The organism is Mesorhizobium sp. P2_E6, assembly GCF_056403835.1.
Genome location: NZ_JBFUEQ010000002.1, coordinates 502,212 through 520,682, shown reverse-complemented (window position 1 = coordinate 520,682; position 18,471 = coordinate 502,212). Strand labels below are relative to the sequence as shown.

Genomic DNA, 18,471 nt, shown 5'->3' with positions numbered 1-18,471 from the left:
AGAAAAGGAATGGCCCCATATTGGGTCGGCACGAGTTGGAAGATGAACAAGACGCTGGCGGAGGCACTGGAGTTCGCCGATGCACTGGCGGCGTTCGTGCCCGGTTTCGATCAGGCGATACAACCGTTCGTCATTCCGCCGTTCACAGCCGTGCGCGAGGTCAAGGCGGCGTTGGCTGCGACCCGCGTGAAGGTCGGCGCCCAGAACATGCATTGGGCAGACGCCGGCGCCTGGACGGGAGAGGTTTCGCCGGTGATGCTGAAGGATTGTGGGCTCGATCTGATCGAACTCGGCCATAGCGAGCGTCGCGAGCATTTCGGCGAAACGGATGCGACTGTCGGATTGAAGACGGCGGCGGCGGTCAGGCACGGTTTGGTGCCGCTGATCTGCGTCGGCGAGACGTTGACCGAACGCGAAGGCGGGCGCGCCGATGACGTTTTGACCGCGCAGGTTCTCGGTGCGCTGCAAGGTCTGAAGGACGCTGAACTGTCGGCGGAAATCCTCTTTGCCTACGAGCCTGTCTGGGCGATCGGCGAGAAGGGTATCCCGGCCAGCGCCGACTATGCCGACAAGCAACAGGCGCTGATCAAAGAGGTCGCCGCAAGCCGGATGGCGAACGCGCCGCCCGTGCTTTACGGCGGCAGCGTCAATCCCGGCAACGCGGCCGAACTGATCGGCCAGCCGCATGTCGATGGCCTGTTCATTGGCCGTTCGGCGTGGCAAGCGGAAGGCTACATCGACATCCTGAAAAAGGCGTCGGCCGCCATCGAGCGCTGACCATTACAGTAAGAAGCAAAGGAGTTCATGCCATGAAAATAGCACTCGGAGCCGACAGCGCCGGCAAACCGCTGCTCGACGTCATCGCCAAGCATCTCGCCACGAAGCCGGAGCTGCAGGTGATCGATCTTAGCCAGGCCGGATTCTACGCCGATATCGCCGCCAAGGTCGGTCACGAAATTCTGGACGGCAACTACGACCGGGCCATCCTGTTCTGCGGTACCGGCATTGGCGTCAGCATATCCGCCAACAAAGTCCCGGGAATTCGCGCCGCATTGACCCATGATACCTATTCCGCCGAGCGCGCCGCCAAGTCCAACAACGCACAGATCATCACCATGGGCGCCCGCGTCATCGGTCCCGAACTGGCGAAATCGATCGCCGACGCATGGCTGGCCTCGGAGTTCGATCCGAACGGCCCCTCCGCCGCAAACGTGCATGCCATCGACAAGCTCGACAGCAAGCGCTGAAGGCGGGACTCGCTCCTGATCAGCCGGTCAGGGTGACCCGCATCGCCTCGATCACGGTTACGGCGGACGCGGCGCCTGGATCCATATGGCCAAGCGAGCGTTCGCCGAGGCGTGACGCCCGGCCCTTGGCGGCGATCATCGCCTTGGTCGCTTCCGCGCCTGCCTTCGCCGCCTGGGCAGCAGCCTCGAGACTGCCCGCCAGACCCTTGCCGGAGGCCAGCGCCTCGCCCGCCGCCTGCGCTGCCGGACCCCATGCATCCACCATGGTCTTTTCGCCCGGCTCGGCCTTGCCGCGATCCTGAATGCCCTTGGCCATGGCCTGGAACATTGCGACCGCGTCGGCATCGTCGAGCGACGTCTTGCCCTTCACGGCTGCCGCGCCGCGCATGAACGCAGTGGCATAGAGCGGACCCGAGGAGGCGCCGACGGCATTCAGAAACGACTTTGCCGCGGTGTTCAGCAAGGTGGTCGGATCGGTGGCTCCGGTGTCCAATGCCGCTACCGCATCGCGTGCCGCGGAAAATCCGAGCTCCATCGCAATGCCGTGGTCGGCGTCGCCGATAATGCCGTCAAGCGCGCACAGCCGGTCCCTGTCGGCTGACATCGCGTCCGCGATGGCCGCGAACATGCCGGCAAGGCGGGCGGTGTCGATTGTCGTCATGTCTTTGGCCCTTGCCGCTGAAGGTCTATTGTTTGACCATGAACTTTTCCGAAAACCGGAACTCCACTTTTCGGGATCATGGTCTAGCCGGCGCGAAACATGGCGCAGTCGCAGGGGTGGTCCAGCATCGTCTGCAACTCGCCGTCCAGCCGATGTAGCGTGATCGAGGCCCCGGCCATTTCGAGTGAGGTGCAGTAATTGCCGACCCAGGTTGCGTGAATAGATACACCGATGTCATCAAGCCGGCGCTTCAACCGCCGGTTCATGATGTAGAGTTCCATCAGCGGCGTCGAACCGAGCGAATTGACGAGCACGGCGACCTTGTCGCCGCGTGCCGGCGCCATCTCGTCGAGGATCTTGTCCAGCATCTCGTCGGTGATCTCGTCGGCCGTTTTCAGTTTTCCGCGGGCGATGCCGGGCTCGCCGTGGATGCCCATCCCGATCTCCATCTCGTCAGGCCCGATCTCGAAATTCGGCCGGCGGGTCTGCGGCAGCGAACAGGGCGACAGCGCGACGCCCATGGTGAAGGTGTGGTCGTTGGCCTTCCCGGCGATGCGCTCGCATTCGTCGAAGGACAGCATCCGGTCGCAGGCGGCACCGGCCGCTTTGAAGATGAAGAAATTGCCGGCGACGCCACGCCTCTTGTGCCGCTGGTCGCGCGGTGCCGAGGCGACGTCGTCGGTGCTCAGCACCGTGCGCACCTCGATGTCGTCCATATCAGCCATCTCGGCCGCCATGTCGAAATTCATCACGTCGCCGGCATAGTTGCCGTACATGAACAGGACGCCGGCGCCCCCACTGACCGCCCTGGCGCATTCGAGGATCGGGTCTGGCGGCGGCGAGGCGAAGACGTTGCCGATGGCCGCCGCATCGGCCAGCCCCTTGCCGACGAAGCCGAGAAAGCTCGGCTCGTGCCCCGAGCCGCCGCCGATGACGAGGCCCACCTTGCCTTGGCGCGGTCCGTCGCGGGCGATGATCGAGCGTGAACTGCCGTCGACGCTCTTGAGATGGCGGGGATGCGCGGCCAGGATGCCTTCCAGCATCTCGTCGACGGCGCGGTTGCCGTCATTGATGATCTTCTTGGTCTGCACCCGTAGCCTCCCGATTTCGATATTTTTGCAGATAGTACCGGGTGTTATCGGGATTTCCACCCGGCAAAAGCATTTCACGCGTTGCGGTGTTCGCGCGCCGCCGTTGTTGACAAGCATGCCTGGACGGTTGCGATCCGGCGGCTAGCCAGCGGCGCGCCCCGCCGACCTGCCTGTCCGCGAAAACGACGTGCGAAGGCGATAGCGGTCGCCGGCATATCGGATCGTCGACGACAGCAGCGGCCGGCCGGTCGCATCGACGATGAGCTGACGCATCACCAGGGTGGATTTGCCGACGTCGATGTCGAGGTGGCGCGCGAGGGTAGGATCGGCGCCGCGCGCCTCGATCGTGGTTTCGGCGCGTGCCAGATCAACGCCGGCATCGATCAGCAGGCCGAACAGCGAAGCGGTGCGGAAGTCGACACGGCTGAGATCGGGGACGAGGGCGAGGGCGAAGAACGAGGTGTCGACGGCGACCGGAACCTGGTCGAGGCGGCGGATCCTTTCCAGGTGGAACAGCGTCGCGCCGGGTGCGATCGACAGCTCCTCGGCCTCGTCCAGCGAGGCGGGTGCTTCCTCGGCGCGCAACACGTCGGAGGAGGGCGCCAGACCGAGACGCCTGGCGGTCTCGCTGAAGGATTCCAGCGTGTTGGGAAACTCCTTCGGCACCTTGGCCGAAACATACCAGCCGCGCCCATGCGAAGGGGTCAGCACACCTTCCTCGACAAGGCTTTGCAGGGCCCGGCGCAAGGTCACCCTGCTGATCGACATGCGCGTGAACAGATCGCGCTCGGGCGGCAGCCGCGCGCCCGAAGCAAGCTTGCCGGCGGCGATCTCCTGCAGGATCGCATCGGCCGCTTGTCGCCAGAGCGGTTCGGGTCCGTCCGACTGCAGTGGCGAGCCCTCCATTTCAGTTACCATCTGCCCTGATCTTTTCCCAGACGCCCGTTCGCATCGAACGGTAGCAGGCGTCAATTACCTGGTTAACGATGACCCCATCCTCGAAGGTTTCCAGTGGCGTCGTCCCAGCCGCGAAGTGTTCCACAAAATGCCGCATCTGTTGTGAAAAACCGTAGGCCCGGGTCTCCTCGGGCACCGGATAGACCCAGCCGGTCTCGGAATCCGCCTTCTCGACGAGGTAGCCCACCGGCTTTTCGATAAAACCCCAGACCGGGCCGACGGATGTGTCGGTGACGATACGGCCGGCCGAGCCAACCAGTTCATGGCGAAGCTGCATGCCGCCTTTTTCGATCCACGACGATTCGATCGTCGCGAGCTGGCCGCCGGCGAATTTCAGCAGCGCGATCGCCGTGTCTTCCCCGGTTGTCTTATCACCGTGGACCAGCGTCGCGCCCCACGCCATCACCTCGGTAATCTCGTTGTCCTTGCCGAAGAAGTGGCGGGCGCTTTCGACGGTGTGGCAGCCCATGTCGAGCAGGGCGCCGCCACCGGCGAGCTCGGCGTTCCAGAAATGCGGCGCGTGCGGCCCCGAATGTGCTTCCCGGGCGCGCATGGTGAGGAGATTGCCGATGCCGCCCGCCTGTATCATCTGGTGGGCCTTGGCAATGTTGGGGGAAAACACGGCGCATTCGGCATAGCCGTGCCAGATGCCGGCACGCTGGACGATATCGAGGATTTCCTGCGCTTCCTTGCCCGTGCGTGCCAATGGCTTGGTGCAGATGACGGCCTTGCCGTACCTGGCAGCGATCCTGACGGCTTCGAGATGGATCTCGTTGGGCAGCGCGATCACCACGAGCTCGACCGCCGGATCGGCGCACAAGGCGTCGATATCCCTGTGGGCGGTGACCTTTGAACCCCACTTTTTCGCGAAGGCTTCGGCGCGCTCGAAGCTGCGCGAGGAGCAGGCCACGAGTTCGGCATTGCGTACGTCGAGCAGCGAGTCCGCATAGGTCTCAGCGATGAAACCCGACCCCAGAATTCCAACTCCAATCATCAAGTCCTCCCAAATTTCTTGCCGTCTGTTTGGTGGCGCCCAGTCCGGACAACGACCATACAACAGGAAAAGACAACACAATACCACTTGTCACAACATGTATCAGTAGGTATGGTCCCAGGCAACAGTGCAAAATCGTGAATCCACACGGGGCACCATCTTGAGGGAGAGCAGGAAAATGCGTTCCATGCGTGTATCGATCCCGCTGGCGGCGACGCTTGGCGTGATGTTTTCAGGCGGCGTAGGCGCCGCTTTTGCCGACCCGGTCACCATCACCTTGAACAGCTGGCGGACCGAGGACATCGCGGTCTGGCAGGACACCATCCTGCCCGCCTTCGAAGCCAAGCATCCCGACATCAAGGTCGAGTTCGCGCCGATCAACACCAATGAATACAATGCCGCCATCCAGTCGCAGATCGAAGGCGGCGCCGGCGGCGACCTGATCACCTGCCGCCCCTTCGACGTGAATCGCGAATGGATCAAGCGCGGCTATTTCGAATCCCTGGAAGGGCTGCCGGGCCTGGAAAACTTCGACAAGACGTCCCGCGCCGCTTGGTCGGGCGCCGACGACAAGGCCTACTGTCTGCCGGTCGCCGCCGTGCTCGCCGGCTTCTACTACAACGCCGACATCTTCAAGGAACTGGGTTTGAAGGTGCCGACCACCAGCGCCGAGTTCATCGATGTGCTGCAGGCGATCAAGAAGGACGGCCGCTATACGCCGCTGGCTTACGGCTCGGCCGAATCCTGGCAACTCGCCTATAACGGCCTCTACAGCATCGGTCCGGCCTACTGGAAGGGCGAGCAGGGCCGGCTCGGCCTGATCGACGGCAAGAAGAAACTGACCGACCCCGAATTCGTCGATGCCATCGCCGCCTTCGAAGCCTGGAAGCCGTTCCTGCCGGCCGGGCAGGAAAGCCTGAACTATGCCGACATGACGCAGCTGTTCACGCTCGGCAAGGCGGCCATCCTCCCGGACGGCTCATGGGACATCAACCAGGCGACCTCGACCGGCCTCAATATCGGCGTGTTCGGTCCGCCGGTGCCGAAGGCGGGCGACCAGCGCTACCTGCAGGAGATGCCGGACATGGGCATCGGCATCAATGCCAAGAGCACGCACAAGGAAGCGGCCAAGACCTTCCTCGACTGGGTCGCCGGACCCGAATTCCAGGAGCTCTATGTCAACGCCGCGCCCGGCTTCTTTGCCATGAGCAGCAAGCCGGTCACCTACAAGAACAAGCTAGCGCAGGATTTCGCCGACCTCAAGAAAGGCGCTGAGCTGACACCGCGGCTGGCGCTGGATCGCCTGAGCGCCGGCACGCCTCCGCTCGACGACGAGACCTGGCGTCTGCTGCAGGTGATGTTCACCAAGTCGGACGTCACGCCTCAGCAGGTTGCCACCGAGCTTCAGACCGGGCTCGCCTCCTGGTACGGACCGCAAAAGAAGTAATCCGGGAACGCCTTGCGCATGTCTTGCCAGCCGGCGAGGCATGCGCGAAGCCTTCGGGCACGCCGGCACATCCATGCCGGCGTGAACAAGAGGTCATCAATTGATATCTCCCGCTGCCGCCTACAGAAACCTGTTGCTGTTCGTGCTGCCGGCCCTGGCCGTCTACCTGGTCTTTGCCGTGCTGCCGCTGGCGACCTCGATCGTGATGAGCTTCTTCCAGACCAATGGCGTCTCTGGCGACACTTTTGTCGGCCTTGCCAACTACGAGCGCCTGTTCACGCATCCGACGATCAGCGCCCGCTTCTGGAACGCGCTTTTGAACAACATGCAGTATTTCGCCATCCATCTCATTGTCGAAGTGCCGATGGGCCTGCTGCTAGCGGCGTTGCTGACGTCGGGAAAACTGGCACGGTCGGAAGGTATCTACCGCACCTTGCTGTTCATACCGGCGACGCTGTCGGTGGTCATCGTCGGCTTCGTCTGGCGCCTGATCATCAACCCGCTCTGGGGCCTGGTCGGTTTTCCGCTGCTGGGCACGGAATCGACCGCACTCACCACGATTTCGCTGATGTCGGTCTGGCAGTATTTCGGCATCCCGATGGTCTTCCTTTACAGCGCCTTGCTGGCGGTGCCCAACGAGCTCGTCGAAGCCGCCAACATCGATGGCGCCGGCGGCTGGACGACGTTCTGGAAGATCAAGTTTCCGCTGATCGCGCCGCAATTCGGCCTGATCGCGATCCTCACCTACATCTGGACGTTCAACGGCTTCGACCTGGTGTTCGCGCTCAACGGATCGGCGCCCGGACCCAACTACAGCACCGACATCCTCGGCACCTATTTCTACCGGACCTTCTTCGGTTCGAGCGGGCAGCTTGCCGATCTCGACCTGGGTGCCGCGGTCGCGACGATCATCTTCCTCACGGTTCTGTTGGTGACATCGGTCTATTTCTGGCTGATCCAGCGCCGCCTGAAATCCTATTCGGTCTAGGAGCGGATATGAGCGCCCCTGACCTCACCATGCCAGTTGCCCGCCGCCGCCAGGACCGCGAGCCCTGGACGCTGGAGCGCATCATCGTCCACGCACTGCTGATCTTCTTTGTCGTGCTCGCCATAGGACCGGTGCTGATCGTCATCATCAATTCCCTGAAGACGACGCCGGCGATCTTCGGTGGCCCGTTTGACCTGCCGACGGCCAAGACCTTCAGCCTCGAAGGCTACAAGCGGGTCTTCACCCGCGGCAATTTCATCGTCAACTACCGCAACAGCTTGATCGTCACGGTGACGACGATCGTGCTGACGGTGGTCCTGTCGACGCTCGCCGCCTTCGCCCTGGTCGAATACCGCGTGCGGGTCGCCTCGCTGCTCGCTGGCCTGTTCGTGCTCGGCATCATGTTGCCGATCCGGCTCGGCACGATCCCGCTCATCCAGATGATGCTCGCCTGGAAGCTGATGGATACGCTGGCCGCCTTGATCCTCGTCTACACCGCCATGAGCATCCCGATCGCGGTGACGCTGATGGTCACCTATTTCCGCACCGTTCCGACAGATCTCAAGGAAGCAGCGCGCATGGATGGTGCAAGCGAGTTGCGCACCTTCTGGATCGTGCTGCCTTTGGTCAGGCCCGGCCTCGCCGCGGTGGCTGCGCTGACCATGCTGCCGGTCTGGAACGACCTCTGGTTCCCGCTGATCCTGGCTCCAAGCCGGCAGAACCAGACGGTGACGCTCGGCGTGCAGCAATTCGTCGGCCAGTTCATGAACGACTATCCCGCACTTCTCGCCGCGCTGACGCTTGGCGCGGTGCCACTCGTCCTGCTGTTCACCCTGTTCTCGCGGCAATTCATCAGCGGCCTGAGCAAGGGCTACAGCAAATAGCCGGACGTCATGGCCGACAGATTTTCGCAAGACTTCTACAATTTCGAACTGATGGAACATCAAGATGCAGATAGGCAAATACATCCGCCGGCAGCCTTCGACCCTGACCGGGCTGCCCGCCGCCATCGGCGCGGATTTGGATCGGTTCGCCAGCCTGCGCCAGAAGCCGCAGCGCATCGTGCTGCTTGGCACCGGCTCCTCGATGAATGCACTGCTGGCCGGCGCCGAAGCGCTGGAGGAGGGGACGGGCGCCTCGGTGATCGCCAAGGAGCCGGAGGCTTTCCTGCGCTTGCCGCCCAAGGCATCGGACCAGCGCACGCTGGTTCTGGCGGCCTCGCAGTCCGGCATGAGCATTACCACGATCGAAGCGGTGCGTCTGGCGGTGGCGCGCGGGTTTCCCACCCTTGTCATTACCGGTGAGGAGGGCAGCCTGATTACGGAGGCCGGCGCCGAGGTGATCGTCATGCCGATCGGCCCGGAGACGGTCGGCCCGAAGACCATGGGCTATACCGCCACCGTCATCTCGGTGCTGGCGGTTGCCGCCAAGCTAGCCAACAAGACGGTCGATCTGTCGAAGCTTCTCGGACAACTGGAGCAGACAGCGGAAACCGGTCTCGCCGCAGCGAAGGATCTGGTCACCCGCTTCGGCGTCCCCGATTACATACTGGTCGCTGGACAGGCAACGCATCTCGGCACCGCGTTGGAGGCATCGCTCAAGATTGCCGAGATCAGCGGCGTGCCGACAGCCGCCTTCGACACGGAGGAGGCGTTGCATGGGCATGTCTATGGCACGACGGACAAAAGCCTGGTGATCGCCATCGCGCAGACCGAGGCCGAGGCGAAAGTCGCCGCCAATCTTGGCGAGGCTCTGGCCGAACTCGGGCCACGTGCGGTCGTCCTCAACCTCTCCGGTCATCCGACCCGCTTCGACCTCGATGTCAGCTGGCCGACCGAGCCGGAGCAGCAATGGCTCGCCGGTTGCTGGGCGCCGATCCCGCTGCAATGGTATGGTTGCGAGCTGGCGATCGCGCGTGGCATCGATCCGGACAAGATGATCTATCCCAATCTCGGACGCAGGCTCAACGTGCGCATCCGCAAGGAGGCCTGATGGTAACCGCGATCGGAATCGACATTGGCGGCAGCCTGGTCAAGCTCGGCGCCGTCGACGGTTCGGGCAAGGTGCTGGCGCGCGGCGCTGTCCCGGTACATCGGGATATCGAGTTTGCGGATTTCGTCCATCTGGTCACCAAGGCCACCGAAGAGCTGACGCGGCAATATCCGGACATCACCGCCATCGGCATTGGTGTGCCGGGCACGCCAAATCCCCAGACCGGTATGCTGAATGGCCGATGCCCGGCGATCCCGGCACTGTTGATGGGTTCGCTGTCGAAACTGTTCGGCATTCGCTTCGGCGTCCCGGCCATCGTCCTCAACGATGCCGTCTGCGCCACCCATGGCGAGATGCGGCACGGCGCCGGGCGTCCCTTCTCCCGCTTTGCGCTGCTGACGCTCGGCACCGGCATTGGCGGCGCCATGGTCATCGACCGCAAGGTGATCGACGGCCCGGACGGGTTGCCGCCACAGCTTGGCTGCATCTCGCTCGATCCGGCCCGCACCGACCTTGCCGATCCGGTGCCGGGCATGGTCGAGAACCTCGCCAGCGCCCGCGCGCTCGTCAATCGCTATCGCCAACTCAAGCCGGACACCGACGCCACCAACGCCGAGACCGTCTGCGATCTTGCCAAGCAGGGCGACCCCGTCGCGCTGCAGGTCGTCGACGAGGTGGCGCGCTGGCTCGGCCAGATGATCGGCATCATGTCGAACATGCTCAACATCGAGGCGGCGATCATCGGCGGCGGTCTGGCGCTGGCCGGTCCTTTCTTCACCGATCGCATCGCCCGCAATGTCAGGGATTTCGTGCTGCTCAAGCCCGGCCGCCCACCAGTGATCGTGGCGGTGGAACACGGCAACGACGCCGGCGTGATCGGTGCCGCGGCACTGGCGCTCGACATGTTCGCGCCCACGGCAAGGGAGTAGCGCCATGGCAGACGTCGAACTGAAGAAGGTTTCGAAGAGCTTCCAGAATCTGAAGGTGGTGCACGATATCGATCTCGATATCGCAGAGGGCGAATTCGTCGTCCTCGTCGGACCGTCCGGCTGCGGCAAGTCGACGACGCTGCGCATGGTGGCCGGACTGGACCGGCCGAGCGGCGGCGAGATCCATATCGGCGGCAGGCTGGTCAATAACGTGCAGGCCAGGGATCGCGACATCGCGATGGTCTTCCAGAGCTACGCGCTCTATCCGCAGATGACGGTCGCGCAGAACATGGCTTTCGGCCTGCGCATCCGCAAGGTGCCGGACGGCGAGGTGACGCAGCGCATCGCCCGTGTCGCCGACATCCTCGACCTCAGCGAACTGCTGCAGCGCAAGCCGCACCAGTTGTCTGGCGGCCAGCGCCAGCGCGTCGCGATGGGCCGCGCCATGGTGCGGCAGCCGAAGGTGTTCCTGTTCGACGAGCCACTCTCCAACCTCGACGCCAAGCTCAGGGTGAAGATGCGCGCCGAGATCAAGAAGCTGCACCAGATGGTCGCCACCACGACAGTCTACGTCACCCATGACCAAGTCGAGGCGATGACGCTGGCCGACCGCGTCGTGGTGATGAACAAGGGGCGCATCGAGCAGATCGGGCCGCCCAACGATCTCTACCATGAACCGGCCAGCCGCTTCGTCGCCGGCTTCATCGGCAGCCCCGGCATGAACTTTTTCAAGTGCCGCCTGGAAGCGCGCGGCGACCGGCTCGCGGTCGTGCTCGGTGATGGCACGGCCCTCGCCGTCCCGGCTGCCCGTACGGCCCGCTATGCCAGCCATGCCGGGCGCGAACTCGAATTCGGCCTGCGTCCCGAGCACATCACCGAGCAGCGCGAGCGGCCCGATGTCGTCGACATCAAAGCGCCGGTCGAGGTGGTCGAGCCGATGGGCATGGAGACGCTGCTGCATGTGCTGATCGCCGGCGCGGAGGCGACGGCGCGCATCGATCCCGCTTCGACGCCGAAGCCGGGCGAGGTGGCGACACTCTCGCTCGGGATGGCCCATATGCACCTGCTCGATCCCGACAGTGGCAAGGTGCTCTGAACCTACCGGCGTACCATCACGACACGCAAAGGGGTGGGCGCGGAGGATAGCCGGTTCCCTGCCACACTTTCACGTGTCAGAGAGCAAAAACAATATATTATTTGTTGACAAATATAATTTTGGAGCGAATTTTTAGGCACGGTTTCGAATGACCGTGATGGTTCCCAGCAGGCACGGCCATCTCACCGCAGTCCCAGGAATTTGCCGGTTATGATCGACATCCAAAGCGTGTCAAAATCCTTCGTGACCAGGGACGCCGATCCGGTTCAAGCCCTGAATCATGTCAGCCTCGAAATCTACGACAATGAGTTCTTCACCCTGCTTGGCCCATCCGGTTGCGGCAAGACGACCTTGTTGCGGCTGATCGCCGGCTTCGAGGCGCCGAGCTCGGGCGCCATCCGCATCGCCGGCAGCGATGTCGCCGCCTTGCCGCCGCAGAAACGGCCGGTCAACACGGTGTTCCAGAGCTACGCGCTGTTCCCGCATATGAGCGTCGCCGAGAATGTTGCCTTCGGGCTGGAAATGCAGAACACGCCGAAATCGCTGATCGACGAGCGCGTCAGGGAAGCACTGGAAATGGTGCGGCTCGAAGGCTTCGCCACGCGCCGCCCGGCGCAACTGTCGGGCGGCCAGCAGCAGCGCGTCGCGGTGGCGCGTGCCCTTGCTCCGAAGCCGAGCGTGCTTTTGCTCGACGAGCCGCTGTCGGCCCTCGACCTCAAGCTGCGCAAGGGCATGCAGAGCGAATTGAAGCGGCTGCAGCGCGAAACCGGCATCACCTTCGTGCTGGTCACCCACGACCAGGAGGAGGCGCTCGCGATGTCCGATAGGATCGCGGTGATGCGCAGTGGCGACGTGCTGCAGGTCGGCACGCCGCGCGACATCTACGACAATCCGCAGGACCGCTTCGTTGCCGATTTCATCGGCGAGTCCAACCTGCTGCCGGGTGCAGCGCTTGGCCGCGACCCTGCAAAGACGATCGTCGTGCGTCCCGAACACATCGTCGTATCACCGGCATCCGATGACGCCACAGGCCACGCCAGAGGAGCGGTGTCAGCCATCACCTTCCTCGGCTCCGACACGCTCTACGAGATTGTCCTGGAAGAGGGAGCAAGGCTGCAGTCGCGCTCGCGCGGTGGTGCGGCATTGGCGACAGGCGACAGGGTCGTCGTCGACTGGGCCCGCGACGTCGAACGCGAACTGGCGAACTGAGGCGGCGATGGGTCCGAACCGCACCTACCTGCTGATCGCACCCGCCATGCTGGTCATCGGCATTTTCATGGTGCTGCCGCTGTTCCTTGCGGTCGCCTATTCGTTCATGACCGCCAACCCCTATGGCGGCGTCACGGCGCCGGCGACATTCGACGCCTATCTCCAGTTCCTGTACCAGCGCGACTTCGACGACAGCCTGGTGTTTTCGCCGAGCTATGCGCTGATCATCCTGCGTTCGATCTACCTCGCCATTGCCACGACCCTCATCTGCCTGGTGCTCGGCCTGCCGGTTGCCTGGTACATCGTCTGCCAGGCACCGGAGCGCCGCCGGGTCCTGCTGTTTGCCGTCACGCTGCCGTTCTGGATCAACACACTGATCCGCACCTATTGCTGGATCCTCATCCTGCGCGACGAAGGCCTGGCGAATGGTGCGCTGCGTCATGCCGGGATCATCTCCGATCCGCTGCCGCTGCTCTACAATGACGGGTCGATCCTGCTCGGCCTCGTCTACACCTTCCTGCCCTTCATGGTGCTGCCGATCTACTCGACGCTGGAGCGCATCGACCCGCGTCTGATCGAGGCCGCGCACGATCTCTACGCCAGCCGCGCCGCGGTCTTCCGCCGCATCGTCTGGCCGCTGGCGAGACCCGGCGCGCTGGCCGGCGCCACGCTTGTCTTCGCGCCGGCGCTCGGCTCGTTCCTGGCGCCCGACCTGCTTGGCGGCGGCAAGAAGCTTTTGATCGGCAGTCTGATCCAGATGCAGTTCACCTCGTCGCGCAACTGGCCGTTTGGGGCAGCTCTCTCGACCGTCGTGACGGTCGTCGTGCTGACCGTCTTCGTCATCCGGTCGCGCAAGGCACAGGAGGGGCGGCGATGAATGGCGCAAAACCCTTCGACTGGCGGCATACGCCCGGCCTGTCGGCCTACACCGCTCTCATATTCCTCTTCTTCTACGCGCCGCTGCTGATCCTGGTAATCTATGCCTTCAACTCGAGCCGGCTGGTCACCGTGTGGGCCGGCTTCAGTTTCAAATGGTTCGTGGCGGTCGCCAACAACGGCTCGATCCGCGAGGCTGCCTTCAACAGCGTCATCATCGCGATCGTCGCCACCATCGCCTCGACGGCCATAGCCACGGCCGGTGCGCTGGCGCTGGAACGCGGCCGGCTGCGCTTCGGGCGGAGTGCTGCAACAGCGCTGATCGCGATGCCGCTGGTCGTGCCGGAGATCGTCGTGGCGATCACCACGCTGATCTTCTTCTCCGGGCTCGGCATGCATCACGGGCTCATCAACCTGATGATCGCCCACACTGTCTTTTGCATTCCGTTCGCGCTGCTGCCGATCCAGGCGCGGCTGCGCGACATGGGCGGCACGCTGGAGGAGGCTGGCCGCGACCTCTATGCTGACGAATGGCGGCTGTTTCGCCGCGTCACGCTGCCCTTGCTGATCCCGGCGATCTCGGCCGGCGCCATCATGGCCTTCGTCGTGTCGCTCGATGATTTCCTGATCTCGATGATGGTGTCGAACGCCGGCTCGACCACCTTGCCGGTCTATATCTACGGCATGATGCGGCTTGGCGTGACGCCGGAGGTCAACGCCATCTCCACCATCCTTCTTGCCGTTTCCATCGTCTTCGTCGCAGCGGCGCTGCTCGTCGGACGACGCAAATAAGCTTGCCTAGAAATAAGAAAACCAGAGGAGAACGACCGTGACCAAATGGAAAGAAGGACTTTCAGCAATAGCTTTGGCCACCGCCATCATGGGGGCCATCACCACCACGGCGCTCGCCGATTCCGGCGAACTGCACATCTACAACTGGACCGACTACACATCGGACGAAATGATCAAGAAGTTCGAGGCGGAGACCGGTATCAAGGTCACCATCGACACCTACGATTCGAACGAGACCGCGCTCGCCAAGTTGAGCTCGGGTGCGGCCGGCTACGACGTGATGATCATCAGCAACGACTTCGTGCCGATCTTCGTCAAGCAGAAGCTGTTCCAGGAAGTCGATGCTGGGGCGATGCCGAACTTCAAGAACGTCGATCCGAAATGGCAGCACAGGTCCTGGGATCCGGATGCGAAATACACCGTGCCATGGGTGTGGGGCACCACGTCCTATTCGGTCGACACCGCCGTCTACAAAGGCCCGACCGACAGCCTGAAGCCGCTCTTCGATCCTCCGGCGGAACTCAAGGGCAAGGTCGGCATGTTCGGCTCGCCGACCGAGGTGATGTCGCTGGCATTGGTCTATCTCGGTAAGGATCAGTGCAACAGCAATCCGGCGGATTTGAAGGAGCTCGATGCTTTGCTCGAGGCGCAAAAGCCCTTCGTCAAGGTTTACAATTCCGACGGCATCGTCGAGCGCCAAGTCGCTGGCGAGACGGTCATGCACGAGCAGTGGTCGGGCAAGGCGCTGGCGACACGCCAGCAGAAGTCGACGGTCAAATACGTCTATCCCAAGGAAGGCGTTGTCGGCTGGATGGACAATGTCGCCGTGCCCTCGACCGCGCCCAATGTCGACAACGCCAAGAAGTTCCTCAACTTCCTGATGGATCCCGAAAACATCGCGCTGCAGCAGAAATACACCGGCTACCAGAGCGCGATCGCTGGTTCCAACAAATACCTGGCGGCGGATATTGGCGGCTCGCCGGAGTTCAACCCGCCGGCCGATCTGAAGATCTCGTTTGCGCCGTCATGCGACGAGAAGGCGATCCGCGCCTACGATCGTATCTGGACCAATCTGCGCCAATAGGCTGATGACGCAAAACGCCGCCCGTGCGAACGGGCGGCGTTTTGCCTCCTGTCCGAGGACCTCGAAAGTGAATCGCTACGCCCGCACAATTTTCTCGCGCGCCGGCAGGTCATCGGCTTCGGCCGCCAGCAGGATGTCGGTGGTCACTGCCAGATGCGCCGCCAGCAATTCGGCTGCCTTCTCGGCATTGCGGTCGAGCACGGCATTGGCGAGGTCCTGATGTTCCTTGCTGATGTTGCGGGCATTGGGTGCCAGCGAGACCGAACGGCGGCGGTAGCGCTCGCTCTGGTCGTAAAGCTGGTCGCGCAGGCGCAGCAGCCAGCGGCTGTCGCAGCCGCCAACCAGCGCCTTGTGGAAGGCCGCATGCGCGGTCGCCCATTCGTCGCTCGAATGCACCGGATGGTCCGGTGTGTGCTCTGGCGTTCGCGACAGCCGGTGCAGGGCCGCGACCAGCTGCGATTCCCAGGCGACGTCGCCGACCTCGATGGCGCGGCGGATGCACAGCGTTTCGATCTGGATGCGCGTCTTGGTGAGGTCGACCAGATCCTCGGCCGAGATCGGCGCGGCGCGGAAGCCGCGTTGCGGTTCGGCCACGACAAGGCCCTCGGACGTCAGCCGCGACAGCGCCTCGCGGATGGCGCCGAGGCTGACGGACAGCCTGTCGCACAGTTCCTGCACCTTGAGCCGGCTGCCCGGTGCGATGCGGCACGACAAAAGGTCGGCGCGCAAATCCTCATACGCGCCCTGGGTGAGATTGATCGAGCCTTCCCTAGCCATTGGTTCGCCCGCGGCCGAATCTGTCCATCGAATGCCCTCATACATTATCCCAGGCAGGAATCAGAATGCAAAATAATATATTCTATGTTGACAGATATATAATTTCTGAACAAAGTCCAGCCTTCACAAGCGAGCATGTGGCCAGTGCGATTTGCAGCCTATAAATCGCCGCGGGGACCCGGACTGGCAATCGCATTGTCGGCAGGTGAGTTCCGCGGCATCGACGAAAGCGATGCGATGTTTCCCGGACGACTGGAGGAACTCATCGCCGAGGGCACGCAGGCGCTGCAGGCGGCAGGCGAGCGGCTGGCCAGCGGACGGCGGATCGATCCTCAAGCGGTCGAGTGGCTGCCGCCGCTATCGGCACCGGGCAAGATCATCTGCGTCGGCCTCAACTATGTCGACCATTCAATCGAGAGCGGCTTCGTGCCGCCGAATTATCCGACCTTGTTCGCCCGCTTCTCGACCAGCCTGATCGGGCATGGCGCGGCCATCCGCCGTCCGGAGGCCTCGATCCAGCTCGACTACGAGGGCGAGATGGTGGCGATCATCGGCAAGGCCGGCCGCCACATTGCCCCTGGCAAGGCACTGAGCCATGTCGCCGGCTACTCCATCTTCAACGACGCCTCGATCCGCGACTTCCAGACCAAGTCGCCGCAGTGGACCGTCGGCAAGAATTTCGACGGCACTGGCTCCTTCGGGCCGATCTTCGTGACGGCAGACGAATTGCCGCCGGGCGGCAAGGGGCTGCGCATCCAGACGCGCCTCAACGGCGAGGTCGTCCAGAACGCCTCGACCAGCGACATGATCTTCGATGTCGCCTCGCTGATCTCGATCATCAGTGAAGCGATCACACTCGAGCCGGGCGATATCCTCGTCACCGGCACGCCGTCCGGCGTCGGCATGGCGCGCAAGCCGCAGCTGTTCATGAAACATGGCGACGTCTGCGAAGTGGAATTGGAAGACGTCGGCATCCTGTCCAATGTCGTTGCCGACGACGTCATTACTGCGCAAGCCGTCAACCAATAACCCCGCCAACTCCGAAAGGACGATGTCATGACAAGAGTGATGTTTCGAAATGCCATGATTTGGGATGGCACCGGCGCCGATGCCTTTCCAGCCGATCTGCTGGTCGAGAATGGCCGCATCGTCACCATTGCGCGCACGCCCGGCCAATTGTCCGGTGACAGCGCGACGACGATCGAATGCCGCGGCATGACGCTGATGCCGGGCCTTGTCGAAGGCCACGCCCACATCTCCTTCGGCGGCGCGATCAAGGATTCCGACCTTGGCCTGATTCCGCCAGAGGAGCATCTTCTGCTGACCATGCGCAATGCCAAGACATTGCTCGACCATGGCTTCACCAGCGCCTACAGCGCCGCGACCTCGAAGCTCAGGCTAGACATCGTCATCCGCAACGAAATCAATGCCGGCCGCTTGCCGGGACCGCGCATGCGCGCCGGCAGTCCGGAAATCACCGTAACCGGCGGCCTCGGCGACGAGCGCCAGCAGCACATGTATCACGAGAGCTTCGGCATGATCGCCGACGGCGTCGAGGAGATCACCAAGGCGGTGCGCCTGTGCTGCCGCGAAGGCGCCGACAACATCAAGATCAACATTTCCGGCGATGATCTGAGCCCCGCGGCGCATGGCGGCCTGACCGTGATGAGCGAAGCCGAAGTGATGACGGCGGTGTCGGTGGCGCGCGACTTCGGCAAGAAGATCAACTGCCATGCCCGCGCCGCAGGTTCGGTGAAGCGCGCGGTGAAGTGCGGCGTCGACGTCATCTATCACTGCGAATCCGCCGACGAGGAAGCGCTCGATGCGCTGGAATCGGCCAAGGACCGCATCTTCGTCGGCCCGGCCATCGGCATCATCTACGGCACACTCTACGAGGGCGAGCCCTTCGGCTTCACCCACGAGATGGCGGTCAAGTTCGGCATGCAGCGCATCCTCGACGACAGCCGCAAGGTATACACCGAATTGCGCAAGCGCGGCGTGCGCGCACTGATCGGTGGCGACTATGGTTTCGCGCAGACGCCGCAAGGCACCAACGCGCGCGACCTCAAGCATTTCGTCGACCTGCTCGGCTATTCGCCGAGCGAGGCGCTGCAATGCGGCACGCGGCTCGGCGGCCAGGTGATGGGGCTCGGCGACGAGCTCGGCATGGTCAAGGAAGGCTTCATCGCCGACCTGCTGCTGGTCAATGGCGACCCACTGAAGGACCTCGACATGATGGTGCATGAGAAGAACCTTGTCGTCATCATGAAGGACGGCGAGCTCTACAAGGACCAGTCGGCCTCGGTCGCCGCGCAGCGCCAAGCAGCGTAG

The 18,471-nt window shown here is 63.3% G+C and carries 19 protein-coding genes; 14 read left to right on the top strand and 5 right to left on the bottom strand.

Features of this window, described 5'->3' with window-relative positions:
• Positions 1-9: 9 nt before the first annotated feature.
• Positions 10-777 (top strand): triose-phosphate isomerase, encoded by a 768-nt coding sequence (locus AC1D08_RS07155; RefSeq protein WP_477422826.1) that lies wholly within the window; start codon positions 10-12, stop codon positions 775-777.
• Positions 778-809: 32 nt separating this feature from the next.
• On the top strand, positions 810-1,247 hold the full coding sequence (gene derI / locus AC1D08_RS07150; protein ID WP_457151253.1) for a D-erythrulose-4-phosphate isomerase: 438 nt from the start codon (positions 810-812) through the stop codon (positions 1,245-1,247).
• 19 nt (positions 1,248-1,266) lie between these two features.
• On the opposite strand, the gene dhaL is transcribed toward derI, so the two are convergent.
• From dhaL to AC1D08_RS07130, 4 genes are all read right to left on the bottom strand, one after another.
• Entirely contained in the window at positions 1,267-1,908 is a 642-nt protein-coding gene (gene dhaL, locus AC1D08_RS07145; protein ID WP_457151254.1) for a dihydroxyacetone kinase subunit DhaL, read from the bottom strand.
• Between the two features lie 83 nt (positions 1,909-1,991).
• A complete protein-coding gene (locus AC1D08_RS07140; RefSeq protein ID WP_457151255.1) occupies positions 1,992-2,999 on the bottom strand; it encodes a dihydroxyacetone kinase subunit DhaK in 1,008 nt (335 codons plus the stop codon).
• Positions 3,000-3,140: 141 nt separating this feature from the next.
• Entirely contained in the window at positions 3,141-3,917 is a 777-nt protein-coding gene (locus tag AC1D08_RS07135) for a GntR family transcriptional regulator (RefSeq protein WP_457151256.1), read from the bottom strand.
• Complete coding sequence (locus tag AC1D08_RS07130; RefSeq protein ID WP_457151257.1) at positions 3,907-4,950, bottom strand: Gfo/Idh/MocA family protein; 1,044 nt, start codon at positions 4,948-4,950, stop codon at positions 3,907-3,909. Before AC1D08_RS07130 ends, AC1D08_RS07135 begins: the two co-directional genes overlap by 11 nt.
• A gap of 187 nt (positions 4,951-5,137) precedes the next feature.
• Here AC1D08_RS07130 and AC1D08_RS07125 point away from each other — a divergent pair, with 187 nt between their 5' ends.
• The 10 genes from AC1D08_RS07125 to AC1D08_RS07080 all read left to right on the top strand — a co-directional run bounded on the left by AC1D08_RS07125 (position 5,138) and on the right by AC1D08_RS07080 (position 15,363).
• A complete protein-coding gene (locus AC1D08_RS07125) occupies positions 5,138-6,397 on the top strand; it encodes an ABC transporter substrate-binding protein (protein ID WP_477225842.1) in 1,260 nt (419 codons plus the stop codon).
• A gap of 100 nt (positions 6,398-6,497) precedes the next feature.
• Positions 6,498-7,385: a carbohydrate ABC transporter permease gene (locus AC1D08_RS07120; protein WP_477225843.1), complete on the top strand. Its 888-nt coding sequence runs from the start codon at positions 6,498-6,500 to the stop codon at positions 7,383-7,385.
• A gap of 29 nt (positions 7,386-7,414) precedes the next feature.
• Positions 7,415-8,269: a carbohydrate ABC transporter permease gene (locus AC1D08_RS07115; protein WP_457153809.1), complete on the top strand. Its 855-nt coding sequence runs from the start codon at positions 7,415-7,417 to the stop codon at positions 8,267-8,269.
• A gap of 64 nt (positions 8,270-8,333) precedes the next feature.
• Positions 8,334-9,377, top strand: a complete 1,044-nt coding sequence (locus tag AC1D08_RS07110) for an SIS domain-containing protein (RefSeq protein WP_457153808.1) — start codon at positions 8,334-8,336, stop codon at positions 9,375-9,377.
• On the top strand, positions 9,377-10,306 hold the full coding sequence (locus tag AC1D08_RS07105; protein WP_457153807.1) for an ROK family protein: 930 nt from the start codon (positions 9,377-9,379) through the stop codon (positions 10,304-10,306). Before AC1D08_RS07110 ends, AC1D08_RS07105 begins: the two co-directional genes overlap by 1 nt.
• Before the next feature lie 4 nt (positions 10,307-10,310).
• Entirely contained in the window at positions 10,311-11,402 is a 1,092-nt protein-coding gene (locus tag AC1D08_RS07100) for an ABC transporter ATP-binding protein (protein WP_457153806.1), read from the top strand.
• A gap of 210 nt (positions 11,403-11,612) precedes the next feature.
• Positions 11,613-12,611 carry an ABC transporter ATP-binding protein gene (locus AC1D08_RS07095; protein WP_457153805.1) on the top strand — a complete coding sequence of 333 codons (999 nt, stop codon included), beginning with the start codon at positions 11,613-11,615 and terminating at the stop codon, positions 12,609-12,611.
• A 7-nt stretch (positions 12,612-12,618) separates the two neighbouring features.
• Entirely contained in the window at positions 12,619-13,488 is an 870-nt protein-coding gene (locus AC1D08_RS07090) for an ABC transporter permease (RefSeq protein ID WP_477300935.1), read from the top strand.
• Positions 13,485-14,279: an ABC transporter permease gene (locus AC1D08_RS07085; RefSeq protein ID WP_457154441.1), complete on the top strand. Its 795-nt coding sequence runs from the start codon at positions 13,485-13,487 to the stop codon at positions 14,277-14,279. The genes AC1D08_RS07090 and AC1D08_RS07085 overlap by 4 nt, the downstream gene beginning before the upstream one ends.
• Positions 14,280-14,316: 37 nt before the next feature.
• Positions 14,317-15,363, top strand: a complete 1,047-nt coding sequence (locus AC1D08_RS07080; RefSeq protein ID WP_457154442.1) for an extracellular solute-binding protein — start codon at positions 14,317-14,319, stop codon at positions 15,361-15,363.
• 75 nt (positions 15,364-15,438) lie between these two features.
• Here AC1D08_RS07080 and AC1D08_RS07075 read toward each other — a convergent pair whose 3' ends face one another.
• On the bottom strand, positions 15,439-16,140 hold the full coding sequence (locus tag AC1D08_RS07075; protein WP_095080829.1) for a GntR family transcriptional regulator: 702 nt from the start codon (positions 16,138-16,140) through the stop codon (positions 15,439-15,441).
• 195 nt (positions 16,141-16,335) lie between these two features.
• On the opposite strand from AC1D08_RS07075, the gene AC1D08_RS07070 reads away from it, so the two are divergent.
• Complete coding sequence (locus AC1D08_RS07070) at positions 16,336-17,169, top strand: fumarylacetoacetate hydrolase family protein (RefSeq protein WP_457154443.1); 834 nt, start codon at positions 16,336-16,338, stop codon at positions 17,167-17,169.
• A 27-nt stretch (positions 17,170-17,196) separates the two neighbouring features.
• Positions 17,197-18,471 carry a metal-dependent hydrolase family protein gene (locus AC1D08_RS07065; RefSeq protein ID WP_477225852.1) on the top strand — a complete coding sequence of 425 codons (1,275 nt, stop codon included), beginning with the start codon at positions 17,197-17,199 and terminating at the stop codon, positions 18,469-18,471.

Bases quoted from the DNA above. Each gene is read 5' to 3' on its own strand.
- AC1D08_RS07155 (WP_477422826.1), top strand. From the start codon at position 10: ATGGCCCCATATTGGGTCGGCACGAGTTGGAAGATGAACAAGACGCTG.
- derI (WP_457151253.1), top strand. From the start codon at position 810: ATGAAAATAGCACTCGGAGCCGACAGCGCCGGCAAACCGCTGCTCGAC.
- dhaL (WP_457151254.1), bottom strand. From the start codon at position 1,908: ATGACGACAATCGACACCGCCCGCCTTGCCGGCATGTTCGCGGCCATC.
- AC1D08_RS07135 (WP_457151256.1), bottom strand. From the start codon at position 3,917: ATGGTAACTGAAATGGAGGGCTCGCCACTGCAGTCGGACGGACCCGAA.
- AC1D08_RS07130 (WP_457151257.1), bottom strand. From the start codon at position 4,950: ATGATTGGAGTTGGAATTCTGGGGTCGGGTTTCATCGCTGAGACCTAT.
- AC1D08_RS07125 (WP_477225842.1), top strand. From the start codon at position 5,138: ATGCGTGTATCGATCCCGCTGGCGGCGACGCTTGGCGTGATGTTTTCA.
- AC1D08_RS07115 (WP_457153809.1), top strand. From the start codon at position 7,415: ATGCCAGTTGCCCGCCGCCGCCAGGACCGCGAGCCCTGGACGCTGGAG.
- AC1D08_RS07110 (WP_457153808.1), top strand. From the start codon at position 8,334: ATGCAGATAGGCAAATACATCCGCCGGCAGCCTTCGACCCTGACCGGG.
- AC1D08_RS07105 (WP_457153807.1), top strand. From the start codon at position 9,377: ATGGTAACCGCGATCGGAATCGACATTGGCGGCAGCCTGGTCAAGCTC.
- AC1D08_RS07100 (WP_457153806.1), top strand. From the start codon at position 10,311: ATGGCAGACGTCGAACTGAAGAAGGTTTCGAAGAGCTTCCAGAATCTG.
- AC1D08_RS07095 (WP_457153805.1), top strand. From the start codon at position 11,613: ATGATCGACATCCAAAGCGTGTCAAAATCCTTCGTGACCAGGGACGCC.
- AC1D08_RS07090 (WP_477300935.1), top strand. From the start codon at position 12,619: ATGGGTCCGAACCGCACCTACCTGCTGATCGCACCCGCCATGCTGGTC.
- AC1D08_RS07085 (WP_457154441.1), top strand. From the start codon at position 13,485: ATGAATGGCGCAAAACCCTTCGACTGGCGGCATACGCCCGGCCTGTCG.
- AC1D08_RS07075 (WP_095080829.1), bottom strand. From the start codon at position 16,140: ATGGCTAGGGAAGGCTCGATCAATCTCACCCAGGGCGCGTATGAGGAT.
- AC1D08_RS07065 (WP_477225852.1), top strand. From the start codon at position 17,197: ATGACAAGAGTGATGTTTCGAAATGCCATGATTTGGGATGGCACCGGC.